The sequence below is a fragment of the Paraburkholderia sp. J63 genome (assembly GCF_905220245.1).
Lineage (GTDB): Bacteria > Pseudomonadota > Gammaproteobacteria > Burkholderiales > Burkholderiaceae > Paraburkholderia.
The window spans coordinates 195,915-215,851 of the sequence record NZ_CAJMZF010000007.1 but is presented as its reverse complement, the minus strand read 5'-3'; the positions used below and the strand labels follow the sequence as shown (position 1 = coordinate 215,851).

Annotated in this window: 15 protein-coding genes; 9 read left to right on the top strand and 6 right to left on the bottom strand. The window is 67.5% G+C overall.

Translation table 11 applies throughout. From position 1 onward, the window contains the following. The first annotated feature begins 91 nt into the window (after positions 1-91). From U5775_RS10765 to U5775_RS10750, 4 genes are all read left to right on the top strand, one after another. Positions 92-1,441, top strand: a complete 1,350-nt coding sequence (locus U5775_RS10765) for an aspartate aminotransferase family protein (protein ID WP_322058118.1) — start codon at positions 92-94, stop codon at positions 1,439-1,441. Positions 1,442-1,460: 19 nt separating this feature from the next. Then, entirely contained in the window at positions 1,461-2,027 is a 567-nt protein-coding gene (locus U5775_RS10760; RefSeq protein ID WP_322058117.1) for a carboxymuconolactone decarboxylase family protein, read from the top strand. Between the two features lie 194 nt (positions 2,028-2,221). Then, positions 2,222-2,506 carry a PAAR domain-containing protein gene (locus U5775_RS10755; RefSeq protein WP_322058116.1) on the top strand — a complete coding sequence of 95 codons (285 nt, stop codon included), beginning with the start codon at positions 2,222-2,224 and terminating at the stop codon, positions 2,504-2,506. 645 nt (positions 2,507-3,151) lie between these two features. Continuing rightward, entirely contained in the window at positions 3,152-3,436 is a 285-nt protein-coding gene (locus U5775_RS10750; protein WP_415913553.1) for a YodC family protein, read from the top strand. Positions 3,437-3,556: 120 nt separating this feature from the next. Here the strand turns inward: U5775_RS10750 and U5775_RS10745 are convergent, their stop codons facing one another. Both U5775_RS10745 and U5775_RS10740 read right to left on the bottom strand, forming a co-directional pair. After that, a complete protein-coding gene (locus U5775_RS10745; protein WP_322058115.1) occupies positions 3,557-4,189 on the bottom strand; it encodes a LysE family translocator in 633 nt (210 codons plus the stop codon). 233 nt (positions 4,190-4,422) lie between these two features. Then, positions 4,423-4,743, bottom strand: a complete 321-nt coding sequence (locus U5775_RS10740) for a superinfection immunity protein (RefSeq protein WP_322058114.1) — start codon at positions 4,741-4,743, stop codon at positions 4,423-4,425. 178 nt (positions 4,744-4,921) lie between these two features. On the opposite strand from U5775_RS10740, the gene U5775_RS10735 reads away from it, so the two are divergent. Further along, a complete protein-coding gene (locus U5775_RS10735) occupies positions 4,922-6,382 on the top strand; it encodes a M20 family metallopeptidase (RefSeq protein ID WP_322058113.1) in 1,461 nt (486 codons plus the stop codon). Between the two features lie 178 nt (positions 6,383-6,560). On the opposite strand, the gene U5775_RS10730 is transcribed toward U5775_RS10735, so the two are convergent. After that, positions 6,561-7,019 (bottom strand): Cd(II)/Pb(II)-responsive transcriptional regulator, encoded by a 459-nt coding sequence (locus U5775_RS10730; RefSeq protein WP_322058112.1) that lies wholly within the window; start codon positions 7,017-7,019, stop codon positions 6,561-6,563. A gap of 431 nt (positions 7,020-7,450) precedes the next feature. Here U5775_RS10730 and U5775_RS10725 point away from each other — a divergent pair, with 431 nt between their 5' ends. Then, the gene (locus U5775_RS10725) at positions 7,451-9,610 is read left to right on the top strand and encodes a heavy metal translocating P-type ATPase (RefSeq protein ID WP_322058111.1); all 2,160 of its coding nucleotides are present in this window, start codon (positions 7,451-7,453) and stop codon (positions 9,608-9,610) included. 126 nt (positions 9,611-9,736) lie between these two features. Here U5775_RS10725 and U5775_RS10720 read toward each other — a convergent pair whose 3' ends face one another. Further along, positions 9,737-14,359 (bottom strand): DEAD/DEAH box helicase, encoded by a 4,623-nt coding sequence (locus U5775_RS10720; RefSeq protein WP_322058110.1) that lies wholly within the window; start codon positions 14,357-14,359, stop codon positions 9,737-9,739. A 322-nt stretch (positions 14,360-14,681) separates the two neighbouring features. On the opposite strand from U5775_RS10720, the gene U5775_RS10715 reads away from it, so the two are divergent. Next, positions 14,682-15,722, top strand: coding sequence for an aldo/keto reductase (locus tag U5775_RS10715; protein ID WP_322058109.1), 1,041 nt, complete (start codon positions 14,682-14,684; stop codon positions 15,720-15,722). A gap of 92 nt (positions 15,723-15,814) precedes the next feature. On the opposite strand, the gene U5775_RS10710 is transcribed toward U5775_RS10715, so the two are convergent. Next, the gene (locus U5775_RS10710) at positions 15,815-16,168 is read right to left on the bottom strand and encodes a BON domain-containing protein (RefSeq protein ID WP_322058108.1); all 354 of its coding nucleotides are present in this window, start codon (positions 16,166-16,168) and stop codon (positions 15,815-15,817) included. Positions 16,169-16,564: 396 nt separating this feature from the next. Between U5775_RS10710 and U5775_RS10705 the strand changes: the two genes are divergently transcribed. After that, on the top strand, positions 16,565-18,121 hold the full coding sequence (locus U5775_RS10705) for an RNA polymerase factor sigma-54 (protein ID WP_322058107.1): 1,557 nt from the start codon (positions 16,565-16,567) through the stop codon (positions 18,119-18,121). A 121-nt stretch (positions 18,122-18,242) separates the two neighbouring features. On the opposite strand, the gene U5775_RS10700 is transcribed toward U5775_RS10705, so the two are convergent. Beyond that, a complete protein-coding gene (locus tag U5775_RS10700; RefSeq protein WP_322058106.1) occupies positions 18,243-19,079 on the bottom strand; it encodes a DUF72 domain-containing protein in 837 nt (278 codons plus the stop codon). A gap of 239 nt (positions 19,080-19,318) precedes the next feature. Here U5775_RS10700 and U5775_RS10695 point away from each other — a divergent pair, with 239 nt between their 5' ends. Beyond that, positions 19,319-19,714 (top strand): transposase, encoded by a 396-nt coding sequence (locus U5775_RS10695; RefSeq protein WP_322058105.1) that lies wholly within the window; start codon positions 19,319-19,321, stop codon positions 19,712-19,714. Positions 19,715-19,937: the final 223 nt, after the last annotated feature.

Sequence of the window (19,937 nt, the reverse complement as noted above, 5' to 3'; positions counted from 1 at the left end):
GCGCGAAGCGCAGCACGAGATTCAACGCATTCAACGGATTGAGCGGATTCAACGAAGCAACCCGATTTCAGCGATTTCAGCGAGAAAACCCATGTCCACGAAAGTCTTCCATCGGATGCCGAAGCAAACCTTGCCCGTCGCGGTGGCGGGCGACGGGATCGAGATCATCGATTCCACCGGCAAGCGCTACATCGACGCGAGCGGCGGCGCGGCCGTCTCGTGCCTCGGCCACAGCAACCAGCGCGTGATCGACGCGATCAAGCGCCAGGCGCAGCAACTGCCGTACGCGCATACCTCGTTCTTCACGATCGAGGCTTCCGAGCAACTCGCCGATCATCTGATCGCCGCGGCGCCCGCGGGGCTCGACCATGTCTATTTCGTTTCGGGCGGCTCCGAGGCCATCGAGGCCGCGCTCAAGCTCGCGCGCCAGTATTTCGTGGAAAAGGGCGAGCTCACGCGCCGCCATTTCATCGCGCGCCGCCAGAGCTATCACGGCAATACGCTCGGCGCGCTGGCGATCGGCGGCAATGCGTGGCGCCGCGAGCCGTTCCTGCCGATCCTGATCGAATCGCATCATGTGAGTCCGTGCTACGCGTACCGCGAGCGCCTCGAAGGCGAGACCGACGAGGCCTACGCGCAGCGCCTCGCCGACGAGCTCGAACAGAAGATCCTCGAGCTCGGTGCGGAAAACGTGGCGGCGTTCGTCGCGGAGACGGTGGTGGGCGCAACGGCCGGCGCGGTGCCGCCGGTGCGCGAGTACTTTCGCAAGATCCGCGCGGTGTGCGATCGCTATGGCGTGCTGCTGCTCCTCGACGAGATCATGTCGGGCATGGGCCGCACGGGCTATCTGTTCGCGTGCGAGGAAGACGGCGTGGCGCCCGATCTGCTCACGATCGCGAAGGGGCTGGGCGCGGGCTATCAGCCGATCGGCGCGACGCTCGTGAGCCAGCGCATCTACGAGACCATCGTGGGCGGCAGCGGCTATTTCCAGCACGGCCACACCTATATCGGCCACGCCACGGCATGCGCGGCGGCGCTCGAAGTGCAGCGCGTGATCGCCGAAGACAAACTGCTCGAAAACGTGCTCGCGCGCGGCGAGCAACTGCGGGCGCGTCTGCGCGAGCGCTACGCCGAGCACCCGTATGTGGGCGACGTGCGCGGGCGCGGCCTGTTCGTGGGCGTGGAGCTCGTGAAGGACCGCGCGACCAAGGCGAGCTTCGACCCGGCGCTCAAGCTGCATGCGGCCATCAAGCGCGAGGCGTTCGCGCGCGGCCTGATGGTCTATCCGATGGGCGGCACCGTTGACGGCAAGAACGGCGATCACGTACTGCTCGCGCCGCCGTTCATCTGTACGGCCCAGAATATCGATACGATCGAGGAGCGCCTGGCCGCCGCGATCGGCGCCGCGCTGAATGCGACGGGCGTGGCCAACGCGGCGTGATCTTTCCGGAGCTTATTTAATGACGCAATCCCAGACCCCGCGCTTGCCCGCCTTCGACGCGGCCAGCGCGACGTCCGAGCAGAAAGCGGTGCTCGACGAAATCCTCTCCGGCCCGCGCGGCAACCTGAACGGGCCGTTCCTCGGCTGGATCCACAGTCCGGAGCTGGCTCAGCACGCGCAGCGTCTGGGCGCGTTCTGCCGCTACAACACGGGGCTCTCGCTGCGCCTTTCGGAGCTGGCGATCCTCGTGACGGCGGTGCGCTGGCAGGCGCAGGCGGAGTGGTTCATCCACTATCCGATCGCGCTGAAGGCGGGCGTGCCCGAGGCGCTGGCCGAGCAGATCCGCACCGGCGCCGAGCCGGTTTTCGACGAGCCCGACGACGCGCTCATCTACGCATTCGTGACGGAGCTCTACGACACGAAGCGCGTCTCCGACGCGACCTACGCACGCGCGGTGGAGCGCTTCGGGCATGAGACCACGATCAACCTCGTGGGGCTGCTCGGCTACTACGCGCTCGTGGCGATGACGCTCAATGTGTTCGGCATGCGCGCCGAAGGCCAGAATTCGCTGCCGTTTTCCGAGTAAGGGCAAAGGACCGATGGGGCGCCATGACGCCCCGTTTCGTCGATTGAGCGTGCAAACCGCTTGAACGAAGTATCGTCTGAATATTAAGATGCGCCGTTCCCCTGACCGTTCGTCACGGGCGAGGTGCACATCCAAACGACTTCCACGTTCGGCAAGTGGGGGCGAAACAGACTGAGACTCTCAGGGAGCAGGCGATGACACGCAAGTTCATTCTCAAAGACGATAAGACGGACCATAACGGCGTGGTGCTGGACGGCATCGCCGGCTCGTCGTTCGATGGGCGTCCGATGGCCTACCTCGGCGCCCCGGTCAGGTGCCATACCTGCAATGAGCAGGGCGTCATCATTTCCGATGGCGCGCCGCATACCCTGTCCGTCATGGGCAAGCAGGTCGCGCTCGAAGGCGATCTCTGCCAGTGCAAATGCGAGCCGCTGCCCAAGCTGATCGCGTCGCAGGCTACGGGAACGCTGGCGGGCTGAGCCGGGCGGGCTCGCGTCGCGGGTCCGGTTGTGTCATGGGCGCTATAGGTCTTGCCATGGCCCGGTTTGGCCTGGTCGGACGAGGCGCTTTTTTATGCATTTGCCGATAATCGTGACGGCCGTATTTCAGCGGCGGGATTTTTTTGACAGTGTGATTAATGGTGCAACACGGCAATATATAAAAATCGGTTCATTCCAAGGCGAAAAACAAAACGTCCGGGCGATTTTCTTCGGGGGAAACGGGTTCAGACGGGTGCTCGGCGCCGTATTGGATCTGAACTATCTGGTTAATGCTCGGTGTAGAAGTGCTTTAGCGCCTGGTTTAAGGCCGCTTACGTATCGCCACAATAAGCCTTGCGCACTTGAAATAATATGATTGTTTGTGCATTGCGGGCCAGCTAGAGGCCCGGCAGAGGGCGCCGGGCGGCGCCGCAGCACGATTATGCGAGTCGATCCCCATCGATTAATCGCGGTTTTCCCGCATCCGTATCAAAATCGCTTGCGCGATTTTGTTTGTATTGTTAGCCTTGCGAGACTTATTAACGGTCGCCCGAATAACATTATCGATAAAAAGCCTGCATGTGGGAGAGCGGAACCCGCATCGGGAATCATTCGATGAGCGACCTGGCTTGCGGAGGCAGCGCCATGCTGGATACGCCCATTGAGCTTGCAGAAAACGAACCCGCCGCCATGGCTGGCGTTGGCGACGTGGTCACCCTTAAATCGGGTGGACCGCGCATGACCGTCATGTACGCAGGGCCGGTTGGCTTTGCAAACGGCCATTGGCTGATCTGCCAGTGGTTCGACGACCACGGCGAACTGCGTCAGGACATGTTCGCGCAGGACATGGTGCAAATCGAGCCACGCCTGATTTCGGCGGCCTCGGTCAAGCTGCGCATGCCGGCAACCCGTGCCAACGGGCGCGCTTGAATCGGCTTTGAATCCGTTCGAAGCCGGATTTGAAGGTTTGAAGCGCCGAACAATGGCGGACAGCGGGGCGGCACGGGCCGCCCATCGTCTGTCCTCGCGCCTGCTAACGCAGGCAGCCCCTTAACGCTGTCCTTCCGCCGCGATCCGCACGGCCAGCCCGGCCAGTACCGTCCCCATCAAATACCGCTGAAACGCCAGCCACTTCGGTCGGCCGGAAAGAAACGACGCAATCGTGCCCGCCGTAATGGCCGCGGTGGCGTTCACGGTAACCGAGAGCACGATCTGCACCGCGCCGAGCTCGATCGATTGCGCGAGCACGCTGCCTTTGGCCGGGTCGATGAACTGCGGCAGCAGCGAGAGATAGAGGATCGCCACCTTCGGGTTCAGCAGGTTCGTGACGAAGCCCATGAGGAAGAGCTTGCGCGGCCGGTCGGGCGTGAGCTCGCGCACCTGGAATGGCGATCGGCCGCCCGGCTTGAGCGTCTGCCACGCGAGCCAGGCCAGATAGAGCGCGCCGCCGAGGCGCAGCGCGTCGTACGCAAAAGGCACGGCCATCAGCAGCGCCGTGATGCCGAATGCGGCGCACAGCATGTAGAAAATGAACCCGAGCGCGACCCCGCCGAGCGAGATGAGGCCTGCCTTGCGGCCCTGGCAGATCGAGCGCGAGATCAGATAGATCATATTGGGTCCGGGCGTGAGCGCCATGCCGAGAGCGACGGCGGCAAAGGCGAGCAGCGGGGCGACGTGGGGCATGGCGGGCTCCGTGGGTCCTGCGGGTAAGGCGGCTGGGGAAATCGGGGGACGCGCACGGTGATGGACCTGCGTGCGCGACGAATATGAGCGTGATTATTTCATGCAAACGGGGCGCGTGCGCGGCCCGTCGGGCGGATTGGCCGTTCGGCCAGGGCAGGTATCTCGCGGCGACGCATGGCGTCTATCGCTTGCCCGATATCCGCAAGCGCCGGTTATCCGGACGGTGCGATTTTTCAATGCGAGGAGCGTCCGCGCTCGGCCTCACGGGCCTCGCGCGCGTGCACGCGGTCGTCGAGCCGGCGGGAGAACAGCAGCATGCCCAGCCGCCGCCGTCTTTCCTTCACGTTGCCGCCTATGTCCTTCGGCGGATTCGGCTGCAGCGCCCAGTAAAGCGCAAGCAGCCAGCCGAACACCGTCCAGCCGAGCACCGCGTTGAAGAGCGCGATCGTCAGCAGATCGTCGCGCACGCGCCGCTCCGCGATCAGCGCTGGCAAGAAATAAAGCGCGACCGCCGCGAGCAGAACGATGATCTCGAAGACGGAATGGCTCACCATGGCCGGTCCTCCCCAATGGCGCGTTACGCGCCCGATCATCCATTGTCGCGCGGATCGGCCTTGCGCGCTTGAAGTCCCTGGCCGAACGGCCAGCGCGTGGCGAGTTCGTGCGCGAGACCTGTCGGCGAAGGGCTGTTCGGGTCTATGATTTGAATTTTTCCCGCACGGAATTCGCACCATGAGCTCAGACACGACAGAGGACATCCGGCAACTGGATCACGACGAGTTGCGCGCGTTCGTGGAGCGCAAGTGGAACGACGAAATCGTCCCCGCGCTCACCGACTACATCGCGGTGCCGGCCAAGAGTCCGGCGTTCGACGCCGACTGGGCGAAGCACGGCTATCTGGAGCGCGTCGTGCAAGAAGCCGCGAAGTGGGCCGAAACCCAGCCCGTGCGCGGCCTGAAACTCGAAATCGTGCGTCTGCCGGGCCGCACGCCGGTGATCTTCTTCGAGGTGCCGGCCACGCGCTCGGGCAGCAGCGAGACCGTCGTGCTCTACGGGCACCTCGACAAGCAGCCCGAATTCGCGGGCTGGCGCAACGATCTCGGTCCCTGGACGCCCAAGCTCGAAGACGGCCGCCTCTATGGGCGAGGTGGCGCCGACGACGGCTACGCCATCTACGCGAGCGTCACGGCGCTGGCCGCGCTCGACGCCCAGGGCATCGAGCGTCCACGCTGCGTGGGCCTCATCGAGACCTGCGAGGAATCGGGCAGCTATGACCTGCTGCCCTATGTCGACGCACTGCGCGAGCGCCTGGGCACGGTCGGGCTAGTCGTCTGTCTCGACTCGGGTGCGGGCAACTACGATCAGCTTTGGCTCACCACTTCGTTGCGCGGTCTCGTGTCGGGCGATCTGGAAGTCGAGGTGCTGGAAGAGGGCATCCATTCCGGCTCCTATGGCGGCATTGCGCCGTCCAGCTTCCGCGTGATGCGCCAGTTGTTCGAGCGGCTCGAAGACGCCGCAAGCGGCACGCTCCTGCCCAAGGGCTTTCATTGCGCGATCCCGTCGAAGCGTCTTTCCGAGGCCGAGGCCACCGCCAGGATTCTCGGCGACAGCGTCTGGAAGGGGCTGCCCTGGGCATGCGGCCAGGACGGCCGGCCCGTGCTGCCCAAGACCACGGACCCGCAGCAGGCGCTGCTCGATTCGACGTGGCGCCCGTCGCTCTCCGTGACCGGCGCGGCGGGCCTGCCCGCGCTCGCCGACGCCGGCAACGTGCTGCGTCCGCGCACGGCGTTCAAGCTTTCGCTGCGGCTGCCGCCGCTGGTGGAGGCGTCGAAGGCCGTCGCCGAGCTGAAGGCGCTGCTCGAACTCGATCCGCCCTATAACGCGAAGGTCACTTTCAAGCCGGACACGGGCGCAGCCAACGGCTGGAGCGCGCCGGAACTCGCGCCGTGGCTCTCGCAGGCGCTCGATGCGGCTTCGCGGACGCACTTCGGGGCGGACTGCGCGTATCTGGGCCAGGGCGGCACGATACCGCTGATGAACGTCCTGCAAGCGGGCTTTCCCAAGTCGCAGTTCATGGTGTGCGGCGTGCTCGGACCGAAGTCGAATGCGCACGGGCCCAACGAGTTCCTGCACGTGCCGTACGCGAAGAAGCTCACGGCCGCGGTGGCCGAGGTGATTGCTTCGGCGCCTTGAAGGGCTGATCAGGCTTGAACGGCCTCAATGGGCCTCAATGAGCTAAAACCCGGATCTGGGTCCGGGTTTTAGCGGCGCCCTGTGCGCGGGCGCTCAAATATTTCTTGTGGCCTCGCCGCTGCGCGGCGATTTTCAACGGTGCACGCGCCCACCGCGCACCGTCCGCCATGCGGGCGTTTTATTCCTTCGCTGCCGCGTCGTCGTGCACTGCATCCGCGTGGCAGGAACAGCTTTCTTCGTCCATCGGCTGCTCCAGGTTCTTCATGATCCCGCACTCGGCGCTGCTGCTGTGGTGGGCATGGCAGCTCTCACGCAGCGTCCGCAACTGCTGTTCGAGCACGCGCATCGACTCGATCTGCTCGTGAATGCGCGCAATCTGGCAATCGATCAGTTGATTCACTTCGTCGCACGGCTGGCTCGGGTCCGCCTGATAGCGGCGCAGCGTGCGGATATCGGCGAGGCCGATGCCCAGCGAGCGGCAATGGCGGATGAAGTTCAGCTGCGCGGCATGCACGCCCGTGTAGCTGCGGTATCCGTTGGTTTCTCGCGCCGGCTCGTCGAGCAGGCCCTCGCGTTCGTAGAAGCGCACCGTTTCGACGTCGCAATGGGCCTGGCGCGCCAGTTCACCGATTCTCATGGTCGCAGTTCTCCCAAATTGGCTTGACCCTGTAGCCGCTACAGGCTGTTCAATGATTCTGTCACTTTTGGGAGAAATCGGCCATGGTCCAGGCTTTCTGGTCGCGTTGCGTGTCCGCGCAGCGTTTTCGGGCGCGCGACGACGGGCGGGACGCAGCGGCGTCGGGCTCGACGGAATCGGCAGTCTCGCTCGATGAAGCGGGGGAGGACCGCGTGTGCGGCCACGATCACAGTCACGCGCATGAGCATGGCGACGATCACGATCACGGACAAGCCCACGACCACGCCGCTGGTCACGCTCATGCCCACGACCACGCCGGCCATGAAGCATCGTCCTGCTGCGGGGGCGCTGCCGCGCTAAACCCCTCCCGCAGCACCGTTCACGCGAGCGCCCCCGAAGGCGCGCAGCGCGCGCGCTACCGCATCGACAACATGGATTGCCCGACCGAGGAGCGGCTCATCCGCAAGCGCCTCGAGCCGATGCCGGGTGTCGTGCGCCTCGACTTCGATCTGCTCGCGCGCGAGCTGACGGTCTACCACCGGCTGCCCGACGCGCAACCGCTCGAAGCGGCGCTGCACGCGCTCGACATGGCGCCGCGTCCGCTCGACGACGGCGCGCAGGCCAACGCGAACGCCGACACCGCCGCCCCGGCGCGCAGCCCCGGCCTCGCGCTGCGCGAGAAGCTGCTCCTCGCCGCAAGCGGCATTGCAGCAGCGGCCGCTGAGGTCCTGGCATGGAGCACGGGCCACGAGACCGGCTGGCCGGTGCTGGTCTGCACGGTGGTCTCGCTGTTGTGCGCGGGCTTGCCGACGCTGCGCAAAGGCTGGATCGCGCTCAAGAATTTCACGATCAACATCTATTTCCTGATGTCGCTCGCGGTCGCGGGCGCCGTTGTCATCGGCAAGTGGCCCGAGGCGGCCATGGTCGTGTTCCTGTTCGCGCTCGCCGAGGAGATCGAGGCGCTTTCGCTCGAACGCGCGCGTCACGCGATCCGCTCGCTGACCGCGCTCGCGCCCGAAACCGCCGAGGTCTGGATGGCAAGCGCCGGCGCCGCGGCTCAACAAACGCGACAACAGGGACGGGGAGAATGGCGTACCCGCGCCGTCGCCGAAGTGGCGGTGGGCGAGCGCATCCGCGTGCGCACGGGCGAGCGCGTGCCCGTCGACGCACGCGTGGCCACGGGGCGCGCCGCGCTCGACCAGGCGCCCATCACCGGCGAGAGCCTGCCCGTCGACAAGGTCGAAGGCGATGCGCTCTACGCGGGCAGCATCGTCGTCGATGGCGTCGTGGAGGCGATCGTCACCGCCGCCGCGCGCGACAGCACGCTCGCGCGCATCGCGGCGGCGGTCCAGGAGGCCCAGGCGCAGCGCGCGCCCACGCAACGCTTCGTCGACCAGTTCGCGCGCTACTACACGCCCGCCGTGGTCGCGCTCGCGGTGCTGATCGCGATTGCGGGGCCGCTCGCGTTCGGCGGCGCATGGGGCGCGTGGCTCTACAAGTCGCTCGTGCTGCTGGTGATCGCATGCCCGTGCGCGCTCGTCGTCTCGACGCCGGTGACGGTCGTGAGCGGCCTCGCGGCGGCCGCGCGCAACGGCATGCTCGTGAAGGGCGGCGTGTGGCTCGAACGCGCCCGTCTGCTCAAGGCCGTCGCGCTCGACAAGACCGGCACGCTCACGCGCGGCGCGCCGGTGCTCACCGACACGCTCGCGCTGGCGGCACTGCCCGAGGACGAGGCGCTGCGCCTCGCCGCGAGCCTCGACGATGCGAGCACACATCCGGTCGCGCGCGCGCTCGTGGCGGGGTGGCGCGAGCGCGGCACAGAGGCGTCGCTTGCGCCGATCGACAATTTCGCGGTGCTCAACGGTCTCGGCGTGACCGGGCGCATTGACGGCGAGGCTTGGCATCTGGGCAATCATCGGCTCGTGGAATCGCTGGGCCTGTGCTCGCCCGATCTCGAAGCCCGGCTTGAGCAACTCGAAGCCGCGGGCAAGACCGCCATCGTGCTGTGCTCGCCGCGCGAGCCGGTGGCGCTGTTCGCCGTTGCCGATGCGGTGCGGGCCGAGAGCCTGCCCGCCGTGCGCGCGCTCAAGCAACTCGGCGTGACACCTGTGATGCTGACCGGCGATAACCCGGCGACGGCGCGGGCGATTGCGGCGCAGCTCGGCATCGACGACGCGCGCGGCAATCTGCTGCCGCAGGACAAGCAGGACGCGGTGGCGGCGCTTTGCGCGCAGCACGGGATGACGGCGATGGTCGGCGACGGCGTGAACGACGCGCCCGCGCTCGCGCGCGCCGACATCGGCTTTGCGATGGGCGCGGCCGGTACGGCGACGGCGCTCGAGACCGCCGACGTCGCGATCATGGACGACGATCCGCGCAAGATCGCGGCGTTCATCGGATTGAGCCGCAAGGTGTCGGCGGTGCTGATGCAGAACATCGCGCTCGCGTTGGGGATCAAGGCGGTGTTTCTCGTACTGGCGCTGGCGGGCGAGGCGACCCTCTGGATGGCCGTGTTCGCGGACGTGGGCGCGAGCCTGCTGGTCGTCGCGAACGGGTTGCGGGTGCGGCGGCATTTCGTTGGGCGTGGCTAGGGAGTCGTGTGCAACTAACGGGCGCACTCGCCCGAATGCGTCGTTATGCAACTAACAGCCCGACGCAGCCCTCCACACCGACAAACTTCCCCGTGGCACAGAACACGGATCGCCCATAACCAAGCATCAAACGCCCGACGCAACGCCACCTGAGCGAGCAAGCGCCGCCCGCAGGGCAGCGCGAGTCACCTCGTCGAAATCGCCGAGAAACTCGCAATGCCCGGCGATCAACGTGGCGACGGGCACGCCATCGCGAAACACGATGCGATTGCCCGCGACAGCGGGCACTTTCTCCCCGGGCAGCACGGTTCCAACCAGATTCAGCGGGTCCGAGGCGGCGACGCAAACCAGCGCGTCGTCTCCACCCCCGCGCCGCCGCACGTCGCGCAGCAGCGCGACGGCTTCGGGCAGGGCGAACTGCTCGCCCGAGAGGCCCGTGACGAAGCGGCCGCCGCGCACGTCGCCGCGCGCCTCCATGCGATGCAGCACACGCAGCAGATCGCGCCACGGCGGCAGCCAGGGCGCCTCGCGCGCGAGCAGTTGCCAGCACACGACGCCATAGCGGCGCAGCAGCACGTTGGCGACGTGCTCCAGCAGATCGGGGTGGGCTGGCGGTCGCCGTGATGGCGCAGGGTTCGTCGCGCGCAACGATCGCATTTCCTTCGGGGCGACCGTCGCCTGCGCCGATGATCCCTCCGCGACATCTCCCGCCGACACCGTCTCCCCAACAGGCACCGCCGCCCGCCGCAGCACCGCCCAGCGCCCGGCATCGGCCATGCCGCCCGCGAGCGGCCCGAAGCCGCGCGGGCGCCGTCGTCCGTAATGGCCGTGCTGCGCCTGGCGCTTCGCGGCGGGGCGCACCAGCGCGCGCAGTCCTGCGAAGCTGTCGGCGTTCACGAGCCCAGCGGCCACCAGCTCGCCGAGTGCGGTCTCCAGCTCCACGCCGAGCAGGTGCGCATCGGCGGCCAGCTCGTCGAAGAACATCGCGCCGTGGCGCAGCAGCGCCTCATGGACGCGCCGTGCGCGCGCCGAATCCGCGGCTTCGGGCAGGTCGACGAGCGCCGTCCAGCGCGCGAGCTCGCGGCGCGGCAGAAGCACCACTGGCGTGCTGCGCACCGTCGTGCTCGCGGCCCGCGCCGGCAGCCGCGCCCACGCGATCTGTCCCGAGCGGCACAGGTCGTCGAGCAGCATCGGCGTGTAATCGTCGATGCGCGCGGGCAGGATCTCGTCCTCCCACGCGAGCGCCGACGCCTCCCAGCCTTCGAGTTGCCCAAGCATGGCAGTCAGCGCGTCGCGGCCCGAGCCGCGCGTGTCGTTGCCCGTCGTGGCCGCCACGTGCTGCCACTCGAACAGGAAGCGCATGAAATCCTGCCGCTCGACCGGCTCGATCTCGCGGCGCAGCTTGCGCACCGTATAGCGGTGGATGCGCGCCAGCAGATGGCGTTCGCACCATTCCTCCTCGCGCGCGCCCGGCGTGAAGCGCCCGCGCATGACCGTGCCTTCGGCTTCGAGCCGCGTGAGCGCGAGCGCCACGACGCTGGCCTCCAGCGCGAGCGGCCGCGCGATCTGCGCAACCGTTAGCGGTCCGAATCCCGACATTCGCGCGCGCACGATCTCGACCAGCGCCGTGTCCTCGTTCCACGGTTCGTCGCGCGGCTCGTCGGCGCCGGCGAGCGCGGCCAACGGCGGCTCGCATCGCGCCTGCGGATAGATCGCGCGCACGCAGGCGAGACGCTCGATGCTCACCCACAGCGCGTCGTGCTCGGCGACCGGCATGCGCGTCGCGCGCCCCGCGGCGGCCAGCTCCGCGAGCCACGCGTTCCAGCCCTGCGCGTGCGCCTCGCTTTGCGTCAGCGCGCCGAGCGTGTTGATGGCGTCATGGAGTTCGTCGACGTCGCGCACCTGCGGCCAGGCCTCCTCGCGCACGCTCGCGATCGCCTCGGGATCGAGCGCGCCCATGTCGTCCGCCGATTCGGGGTCGCTCCAGCGCCGCGACAGCACTGCCTGGGTGCGCCGCTCCTCGATGGGGGCATCGTCGAGGAACGCATAGGGGCGCGCGGTCAGAATCTCGGCCGCGAGCGGCGAGGGCGCCGGCAGCTCGCGCGTCACGAGCCGCACGCCGCGCGACTCGATGCGGCGCAGCAGCGCGAGCCATCCTTCGGTGTCCATCGCGTCGTGGAGGCAGTCGTCGAGCGTTTGATCGACGAGCGGATGGTGCGGAATCTCGCGCTCGCCCGCGAGGTTCTCCACGCACGCGGCCTGGTCGGGGAACACGGCCGCGAGCAGATCCTCGCTGCGCATGCGCTGGATCTGCGGCGGCGTCTTGCGCCCGCCCGTCTGGCGCGGCAGCGCGAGCGCCGTGGTGGCGTTCCAGCGCCAGCGCACGCCGAACAGCGGCGCGTCGAGCAGCGCCTGCACGAGCAGGTGCTCGGCGCTGTTCGAATGCAGATAGCGCCACACCTCGTCGAGCGCGAAGCTGTGCGCGTGGGTGAGCGAGAGGATGATCGCGTCCTCGGTGGCGGCGGCCTGGAGCTCGAAGTTGAACTGGCGGCAAAAGCGCTTGCGCAGCGTGAGGCCCCACGCGCGGTTCACGCGGCTGCCGAACGGCGCGTGGATCACGAGCTGCGTGCCGCCCGCTTCGTCGAAGAAGCGCTCCAACACGAGCGTGTCCTGGGTCGGCAGGACGGTGAGCGCGGCGCGGGCGCGCGCGAGGTACTCGACGATCTGGCGCGCGGGGGCGTCGTCCAGACCGAGCGTGGCGCACAGCCATGCGGTGGCGCGTTCGATGGCCGCGGCGTTGGCCGGGGCGCTTGCGGGCGGTGTGGCGCCCGCATCGTTTGCGGCGTCGATCGGGCCGTTCTCGCGCAGATCGCTCGCCGCAGCCTCGTCATCATCTGTGCCCAGCGCCGCCTCGATCTGGCCGCGCAAGCGCGAGATCGCGAACGAAAGCTCGTCGCTGCGGCCCGGCGCCTCGCCGAGCCAGAACGGGATGTTCGGCGGCTGGCCTTGCGCGTCCTCCACGCGCACGCGTCCCGCCTCGATGCGCAGGATGCGGTACGAAGCGTTGCCGAGCTGGAACACGTCGCCCGCGAGGCTTTCGACGGCGAAGTCCTCGTTCACGGTGCCGATCTGCACGGCTTGCGGTTGGAGCAGCACGGCGTAGTCGGCGTTGTCGGGGATCGTGCCGCCCGAGGTCAGCGCGACGAGGCGCGCGCCGCGCCGGGCGCGCAGCGTATGGCTCACGACGTCGCGGTGCAGATACGCGGCGCGCGGTCCGTGACGGCTCGTGTAGCCAACGGCCAGCATGCGCAGCACCGCGTCGAAGCGCGCGCGCTCGAACTGCGCGAACGGCGCGCTGCGGCGCACGAGCGCGAACAGCGCGTCTTCGTTCCACTCCTCGCACGCCACCTCGGCGACGATCTGCTGCGCCAGCACGTCGAGCGGCGCGTGCGGCAGCGCGAGGCGGTCGAGCTCGCCGCGCCGCACGCAATCGAGCAGCGCCGCGCATTCGATGAGATCGTCGCGCGAGGTCGGAAAGAGCCGTCCCTTCGGCATGCCGCCCACCTGGTGGCCGGAGCGTCCGACGCGCTGCAAAAAGCCCGCGATCGAGCGCGGCGAGCTGATCTGGCAGACGAGATCGACATCGCCGATATCGATGCCCAGTTCGAGCGAGGCCGTGGCCACCAGCACGCGCAGCTCGCCGCGCTTCAGGCGCTGCTCGGCGTCGAAGCGATGCTCGCGCGCGAGGCTGCCGTGATGCGCGGCCACGACCTCGGCACCGAGGCGGTCGGTGAGATGGCGCGCGACGCGCTCGGCCATGCGGCGCGTATTCACGAACACGAGCGTCGTGCGGTGCTGCGCGACGAGCTCGGCCATGCGATCGTAGACGCGCTCCCAGACGTCGTTGGCCATGACAGCCTCGAGCGGCACGGGCGGCACTTCGAGCGCGAGGTCGCGCGCCCGCACGTGGCCCGCGTCGACGATCGCGCACGCGGGCGGCGCCGCAGCGTTTTCGCCGATGCCGACGAGAAAGCGCGCCACGGTTTCGATGGGCTTTTGCGTCGCCGAAAGCCCGATGCGCAAGAGACGCTGGCCGCACAGCGCGTCGAGGCGTTCGAGACTGAGCGCAAGATGGACGCCGCGCTTGTTGCCCGCGAGCGCGTGAATTTCGTCGACGATCACGCTGCGCGCGCCCGCGAGCATGCGGCGGCCCGACTCCGAGCCGAGCAGCACGTAGAGCGACTCGGGCGTGGTGACGAGAATATGCGGCGCGCGCAAGCGCTGCGCGGCGCGCTCGGGCTGCGGCGTGTCGCCGGTGCGCACGGCGGTGCGGATCTCGACCGGCGGCAGGTCGCGGCGCGCGAGCTCCGCGCGGATGCCTTCGAGCGGACGCTCCAGGTTCAGGTGGATGTCGTTGGAGAGCGCCTTGAGCGGCGAGACGTAGACGACGAGCGTGGCGTCGGGCAGCGCGCCGCCGTTCGCGAGGCCTTCGCGCACGAGCGCGTCGAGCGCGGTGAGAAAACCCGTGAGCGTCTTGCCCGAGCCGGTAGGCGCGGCCACGAGCGTGGCGTGGCCGCTCGCGATGAGCGGCCACGCGGCGCGCTGCGCGGGCGTGGGGGCCGCGAAGCTGCTCCGGAACCACGCGGCCACGGCCGGATGGAAGAGGGCGAGCGGATCGTCCGGGTCGGCCGCATTGGGCGTGGACACGGAAGAATCGGGCTGGACGGAGGCGGGCGAAAGCAGGCTCATGCGCACAAGGGTTGAGGGCGCGTCGCGCGGGTTTCAAGTGCCGGGCATGCGGGACATGCGGCTCGTGGGATTCGCACGATTCATCGGACTGCAGTTGTGCGAAAGAACAAGGCACGAACAAGGCAAAACACGGCGCAAAAAAACAGTCTCGCAGGTTTCGCGCGCGGCTGCCAGGCGGCGCTTCGGGAGCGCTGCGGCGCGTGGGCGCCGCAGCGCCCATGTCCCCGATTACGTAAGCCGCGAGCGCCCTCAGCACGTCTCGCGCGTTCGCAGTATCCTCTGGCCCGTTGGATGTTCCCTCGGCCCACGTCGGAGTTTTCCCATGCAAATGCGCCCTCTTGGCCGTACCGGCCTCTTTGTTTCCGAACTTTGTCTCGGCACCATGACCTTCGGCGGTGGCGCCGGCATCTGGAACCAGATCGGCGACCTGCAGCAGACCGACGCCGAGCGCCTCATCGGCGGCGCGCTCGATGCGGGCATCAACTTCATCGATACCGCCGACATCTACTCGCAAGGCATTTCCGAGCAGATCACGGGTCAGGCGCTCAAGAACCTCAAGGTGGTGCGCGATCAGGTCGTCGTCGCGACCAAGGTGTTCGGCGAAATGGGTCCGTCGCCGAACCAGCGCGGCGCGACGCGCTATCACATCATGGAGGGCGTGAAGGCGAGCCTGCGCCGCCTCCAGCTCGACCACATCGACCTCTACCAGATTCACGGCTTCGACCCGGTCACGCCCATCGAGGAGACCGTGCGCGCGTTCGACACGCTCGTGCAGCAGGGCTACGTGCGCTATGTGGGCGTCTCGAACTGGGCCGCGTGGCAGATCGTGAAGGCGCTGGGCATCGCGCATCATCACGGGCTCGCGCGCTTCCAGTCGCTGCAGGCGTATTACACGATCGCGGGCCGCGACCTCGAGCGCGAGATCGTGCCGATGCTCGCGAGCGAAGGGCTCGGGCTCATGGTCTGGAGTCCGCTCGCGGGCGGGCTGCTGAGCGGCAAATATGGGCGCGATCGTCAGGGCGAGGAGGGCAGCCGCCGCACGACGTTCGATTTTCCGCCCGTGGAACGCGAGCGCGCATGGGACTGCATCGACGCGATGCGGCCGATCGCCGAACGCAAGGGCGTCTCGGTGGCGCAGATAGCGCTCGCGTGGCTCCTGCATCAGCGCGCGGTGACGACGGTGATCGTGGGCGCGAAGCGCACCGATCAACTCGACGACAACGTCGCGGCCACGAAGGTGAAGCTCTCGACCGAAGAGCTCGCGATTCTCGACGACGTGAGCCGCCTGCCCGCCGAATATCCGGGCTGGATGCTCGCGCGTCAGGGCGATGCGCGGCTGGAGCAGTTGCGCGACGAACGCTGAAGGGCGCGGCCGGACGTGCGCGAGGCACGCGTCCGGCCGCATAGCGGATCAAGCCACGGCTAATCCGCAGTTACTTAGCGGTTACTTAGCGGTTATTGCGCGGCCACCACCTTCAGGTGATTTTTCACCGAACTCACGCCCGACACGCCTTCGACCACCTCCTTGGCGTTGTCGCGATCCTCGGCGCTCGGCACCGTGCCCGTCAGCGAGACGACGCCCTTGCGCGTCTTCACGTGAATGTGCTCGGACTTCACATTCTTCGCGGCCAGCAACTCGGCTTTCACCTTGGTCGTGATGGTTGTGTCATCAACGTGCTGGCCAACGCTTTCGGAGCTCGCCGAGGGCGCCGTCGAAGTATCGGTCGTGGTCGTCTGCGCGCCGGCAGCGAGCGCGAAAGTCATGCAGGCCACCCCCGCCATGGTCTTGAGCATCGGAATGCGCTTCATGCGTTTCTCCTTTTCCGTTGGTGTTCGCCGGACGATGTCGCAAGGTCCATGCCGCGCCATGCCGATCGTGCCAACTGGAGCGCAAATCGCGATTTAAATCGTGGCGCGAGCGGCACCGCCACGGCGGGCGAAGCGAACACTATGTGGGACGGCGGCATGGTCGCGGGCCGCGCGTGAGGATGGGGCCGGAGCGGTCGACGAGCGCTCGGTCAGATACGCAATCAGGGACGCAATTTTTTCGGGGGATTGTAAAAACGTCCGCGGGGCGGGGCGGCCCGGGTGCTGTAATTGCGTCGTCGCAAGGCGCGATCCCGTTATAAAACAAGCCTTTGTAAAAACTGGCATGGGTGTTGCGTAGTGTCGGCCATTGACACCCCACTCAGAAACAGGACAGCCATGCCTTCCATCGCGTTACACGCCCGTCAGCATCTGGCACTGACGCCGCGTCTGCAGCAGGCCGTGCGCCTGTTGCAACTGTCGTCGCTCGAATTTCAGCAGGAACTGCGCGAGGCGCTCGATACCAATCCGTTTCTCGAATATGTGCCGCCCGCCCAGGAGACCGGCGAAGCCGCCGAGGCCGCTGAAGGCGCAGCCGGCATTGGCGCCGCCGCGTCCGCCGTGCCCATCGCTGCCGGTGCGCACGAAGGCGATCTCGATGGCGGCATGGAAAGCGCCGGCGATGTCGGCATGAGCCCCGATGCGACGAGCTATGGCAGCGAGTCGGGCACCTACGGCGAGGATGCCGGGGGCTACGGCGACGAAGGCGGCTCGTACACCGCCGATCTGCCGATGCCGGGCGCGATGCGCGCGTCGTCGGGCTATCGCGGCTCCGAAGACGGCGAAGCCGAGGCCGCCGACTGGGTGCGCGTGCCCGTCTCGCTGCGCGAGCAATTGCACGAGGCGCTGCGGCTCTCGCCGCTCGAAGACCTCGATCGCGCGGCGGTCCAGGTCGTGATCGAAGCGCTCGACGACGACGGCTATCTGCGTCAGGAGCTCGCCGATCTCGCCGAAGTCGAAGGCTTGGGCGACACGCTCGACGAAGACCGCCTGCGCGTCGCGCTACGCGTGGTCCAGACGCTCGACCGGCCCGGCATTGGCGCGCGCTCGCTTGCGGAATGCCTCGCGCTGCAGCTCGAAGCGATGCCCGAAGACACGCCGCACCGCGATATTGCGCATCGCATCGTGACCGACCATCTCGAGCGTCTCGCGCGCCGCGAGCATGGCGAGCTGCAACGCCAGCTCGGCTGCGATGCGCAGTCGCTGCAGGCCGCGAGCGCGCTCGTGCGCCGCCTCGACCCGAAGCCCGGCAATCACTACGGCCGCGCGGACGGCGGCTATGTAGTGCCGGACGTGATCGTGCGCCAGGTGCGCGGCCGCTGGGTGGTCACCGTGAATCCGGCCATCGAGCCGCGCGCGCGCATCCACAAGCTCTATGCGGAGCTGTTCGCGCGCTCGGAGCAGACGAGCCGCTCGCCGCTCGCGCAACAGTTGCAGGAAGCGCGCTGGCTGATTCGCAACGCGCACAAGCGCTGCGAGACGATCCTGCGTGTGGGCGAATGCATCGTCGCGCGCCAGAAAGCCTTCTTCCAGTACGGCGAGATCGCGCTGCGCCCGATGCTGCTGCGCGACGTCGCCGACGAGCTCGGCCTGCACGAGTCGACCGTGTCGCGCGCGACCGGCAACAAGTACATGGCCACGCCGCGCGGCATCTTCGAGTTCAAGCGCTTCTTCCCGCGCGAACTGGAGACGCGCACGGGCGGGACCTGTTCTGCCGCCGCCGTGCGCGCGCTCATCAAGGAGATGATCGACGCCGAGAATCCGCGCGATCCGCTCTCGGACGTCGTGCTCACGCAGGAACTGGAAAAGCAGGGCGTGCGCGTGGCGCGCCGCACCGTCACGAAATACCGTCAGATGATGAAGCTGCCGGCGGCGGAAATGCGGCGGCAGCTTTAACGAGGGGGCGTAAAAGGCGCGGGCTGTGCGGCGAGATCGATTTCGGCGCGCAGCCCGCGGTTTTGTTGTGTTCGGCGCGTCTTCGTCTTCGTTGGACGCGCCGTTGCATTCGTTCCTGCGTTCACTGCGCGCCGCGTTCGCGCAGGCGCTCGATCAGCGCCATCGCCGCGGCGGGATTGCGCTCCTTATAGCCGCTGATCACATAAAGATAGACATCGCGTCCCGTGTTGGCCGCGAGCGGTGCGTCGAAGGTGGCGAGATCCTCGGGGCTGCCGCCCCGCGCCCATGTGAGCGCGCGCTCGGCCCACCGGTCGAGTTCCTCGGGCGCGTAGCCGAGAGGCTCGCCATCGGCCGTGCCCATGATGCGGGCATAGACGAAGGGCGCGCTCACGTCGGCGATCTGTGGGTATTCTGAATCGCCGGACATCACGATCGCGGCCCCGCGCTGCCGCGCCAGCGCGACGAATTCCGGCGTGCAGAAACTCTCGTGCCGCACCTCCAGCGCATGCTTTAGCGCGTACCCATCGGCCTCGACAGGCAGCAGTTCGAGAAATCGTGCGTAGTCCTCTGGATCGAAGCGCTTGCCCGCGAGCAATTGCCAGTTGATCGCGCCAAGCTTGTCGCGCAGATTCAGCACGCCGCTGGCCAGAAAGCGCTCGATCGTCGGGCCGGCCTCGGCCAGCACGCGGCGGTTCATCGCGAAGCGCGGGCCCTTCACCGAGAACACGAAATCGTCGGGTGTCTCGTCGTGCCAGCGCGTGAAGCTCGTGGGGCGCTGGGCGCCGTAATAGGTGCTGTTGATTTCGATCGAGGTGAGGTGGCGGCTCGCATAGTCGAGCTCGAGGCGCTGGGCGAGCCCTTCGGGATAGAACGTGCCGCGCCACGGCTGATAGATCCATCCTCCAATGCCGACGCGAATGCGGCCGGTTTTCACGGGCGAAGCAGATGAGCGTGCCATGGGAATTGCACCATCGAGTCCGGAATTCCGCAGTTTAGCGCGGCTTTTGTGCATGAAGGGCCGAAACGGCATCTTTGCAATAGCACGATTTCGAAAGCACAGTTATGCAGGTGGAATGCGATACTGACTGTATCACCACGCCGATTTTCAGACCGTTTTAGGCATAGTCCGATATTTTCCCCGGGGACGTGAGGCTAATTTAGTCGTTGTGTGTCAGACAACCTCACTTGGAATATCAGATGCAGCCTCGTCCCTCGATGGAACTCAGCGACGCGCAGTGGCGCAGCGTCGAACCGCTCTTCCATGAAATCCGTTCCGCCGGTCCGCGCCGCGGCCGCCCGGCGCATTGCTCGCGCGCCGTATTCGAAGCCATTCTCTGGGTGCTTTCAACGGGCTCCGTCTGGGCGAAACTGCCCGAGCGCTACCCCGACTTCCGCACCTGCCATCGCCGCTTCAAGCTATGGTTCGACGCCGGCCTCGTGCAGCAGGCCATGGAGCGTCTCTATGGCGAAGAAGGCGCGGCCATGTGCGCGGCCATGAGCGCGCGCATGCAGCCGTGGCGCGCGCCGGCCGGGCGCAAGGCGCCGCGGTTTCCGGTTGCTTTCTCGCTGCGCTGGCCTTTGGCACGCACCTGAGCGTTAACCTGCGAGTCCGGCTGGGAAAGCGTCCGGCAGCGGATTATGAGTCCGCCGCCGGACGCTTTCGCATGGTGCTGGCCACGCGGGCCGGCTCGAAGGCGGCGCGTCCTTGCCGCGGCATCCGCGGGAATTGCAGCGCGCGAAGTCGGTCGATTCGCTGAGCGAATCCGCCTTCGCCAGGATCGGTCAATTCCGCCCTTTGTGGGATTCGCCTCCGGTG

Bases quoted from the DNA above. Each gene is read 5' to 3' on its own strand.
- U5775_RS10710 (WP_322058108.1), bottom strand. From the start codon at position 16,168: ATGAAGCGCATTCCGATGCTCAAGACCATGGCGGGGGTGGCCTGCATG.
- U5775_RS10700 (WP_322058106.1), bottom strand. From the start codon at position 19,079: ATGGCACGCTCATCTGCTTCGCCCGTGAAAACCGGCCGCATTCGCGTC.
- U5775_RS10755 (WP_322058116.1), top strand. From the start codon at position 2,222: ATGACACGCAAGTTCATTCTCAAAGACGATAAGACGGACCATAACGGC.
- U5775_RS10695 (WP_322058105.1), top strand. From the start codon at position 19,319: ATGCAGCCTCGTCCCTCGATGGAACTCAGCGACGCGCAGTGGCGCAGC.
- U5775_RS10745 (WP_322058115.1), bottom strand. From the start codon at position 4,189: ATGCCCCACGTCGCCCCGCTGCTCGCCTTTGCCGCCGTCGCTCTCGGC.
- U5775_RS10750 (WP_415913553.1), top strand. From the start codon at position 3,152: ATGCTGGATACGCCCATTGAGCTTGCAGAAAACGAACCCGCCGCCATG.
- U5775_RS10735 (WP_322058113.1), top strand. From the start codon at position 4,922: ATGAGCTCAGACACGACAGAGGACATCCGGCAACTGGATCACGACGAG.
- U5775_RS10765 (WP_322058118.1), top strand. From the start codon at position 92: ATGTCCACGAAAGTCTTCCATCGGATGCCGAAGCAAACCTTGCCCGTC.
- U5775_RS10760 (WP_322058117.1), top strand. From the start codon at position 1,461: ATGACGCAATCCCAGACCCCGCGCTTGCCCGCCTTCGACGCGGCCAGC.
- U5775_RS10720 (WP_322058110.1), bottom strand. From the start codon at position 14,359: ATGAGCCTGCTTTCGCCCGCCTCCGTCCAGCCCGATTCTTCCGTGTCC.
- U5775_RS10705 (WP_322058107.1), top strand. From the start codon at position 16,565: ATGCCTTCCATCGCGTTACACGCCCGTCAGCATCTGGCACTGACGCCG.
- U5775_RS10725 (WP_322058111.1), top strand. From the start codon at position 7,451: ATGGATTGCCCGACCGAGGAGCGGCTCATCCGCAAGCGCCTCGAGCCG.
- U5775_RS10715 (WP_322058109.1), top strand. From the start codon at position 14,682: ATGCAAATGCGCCCTCTTGGCCGTACCGGCCTCTTTGTTTCCGAACTT.
- U5775_RS10730 (WP_322058112.1), bottom strand. From the start codon at position 7,019: ATGAGAATCGGTGAACTGGCGCGCCAGGCCCATTGCGACGTCGAAACG.
- U5775_RS10740 (WP_322058114.1), bottom strand. From the start codon at position 4,743: ATGGTGAGCCATTCCGTCTTCGAGATCATCGTTCTGCTCGCGGCGGTC.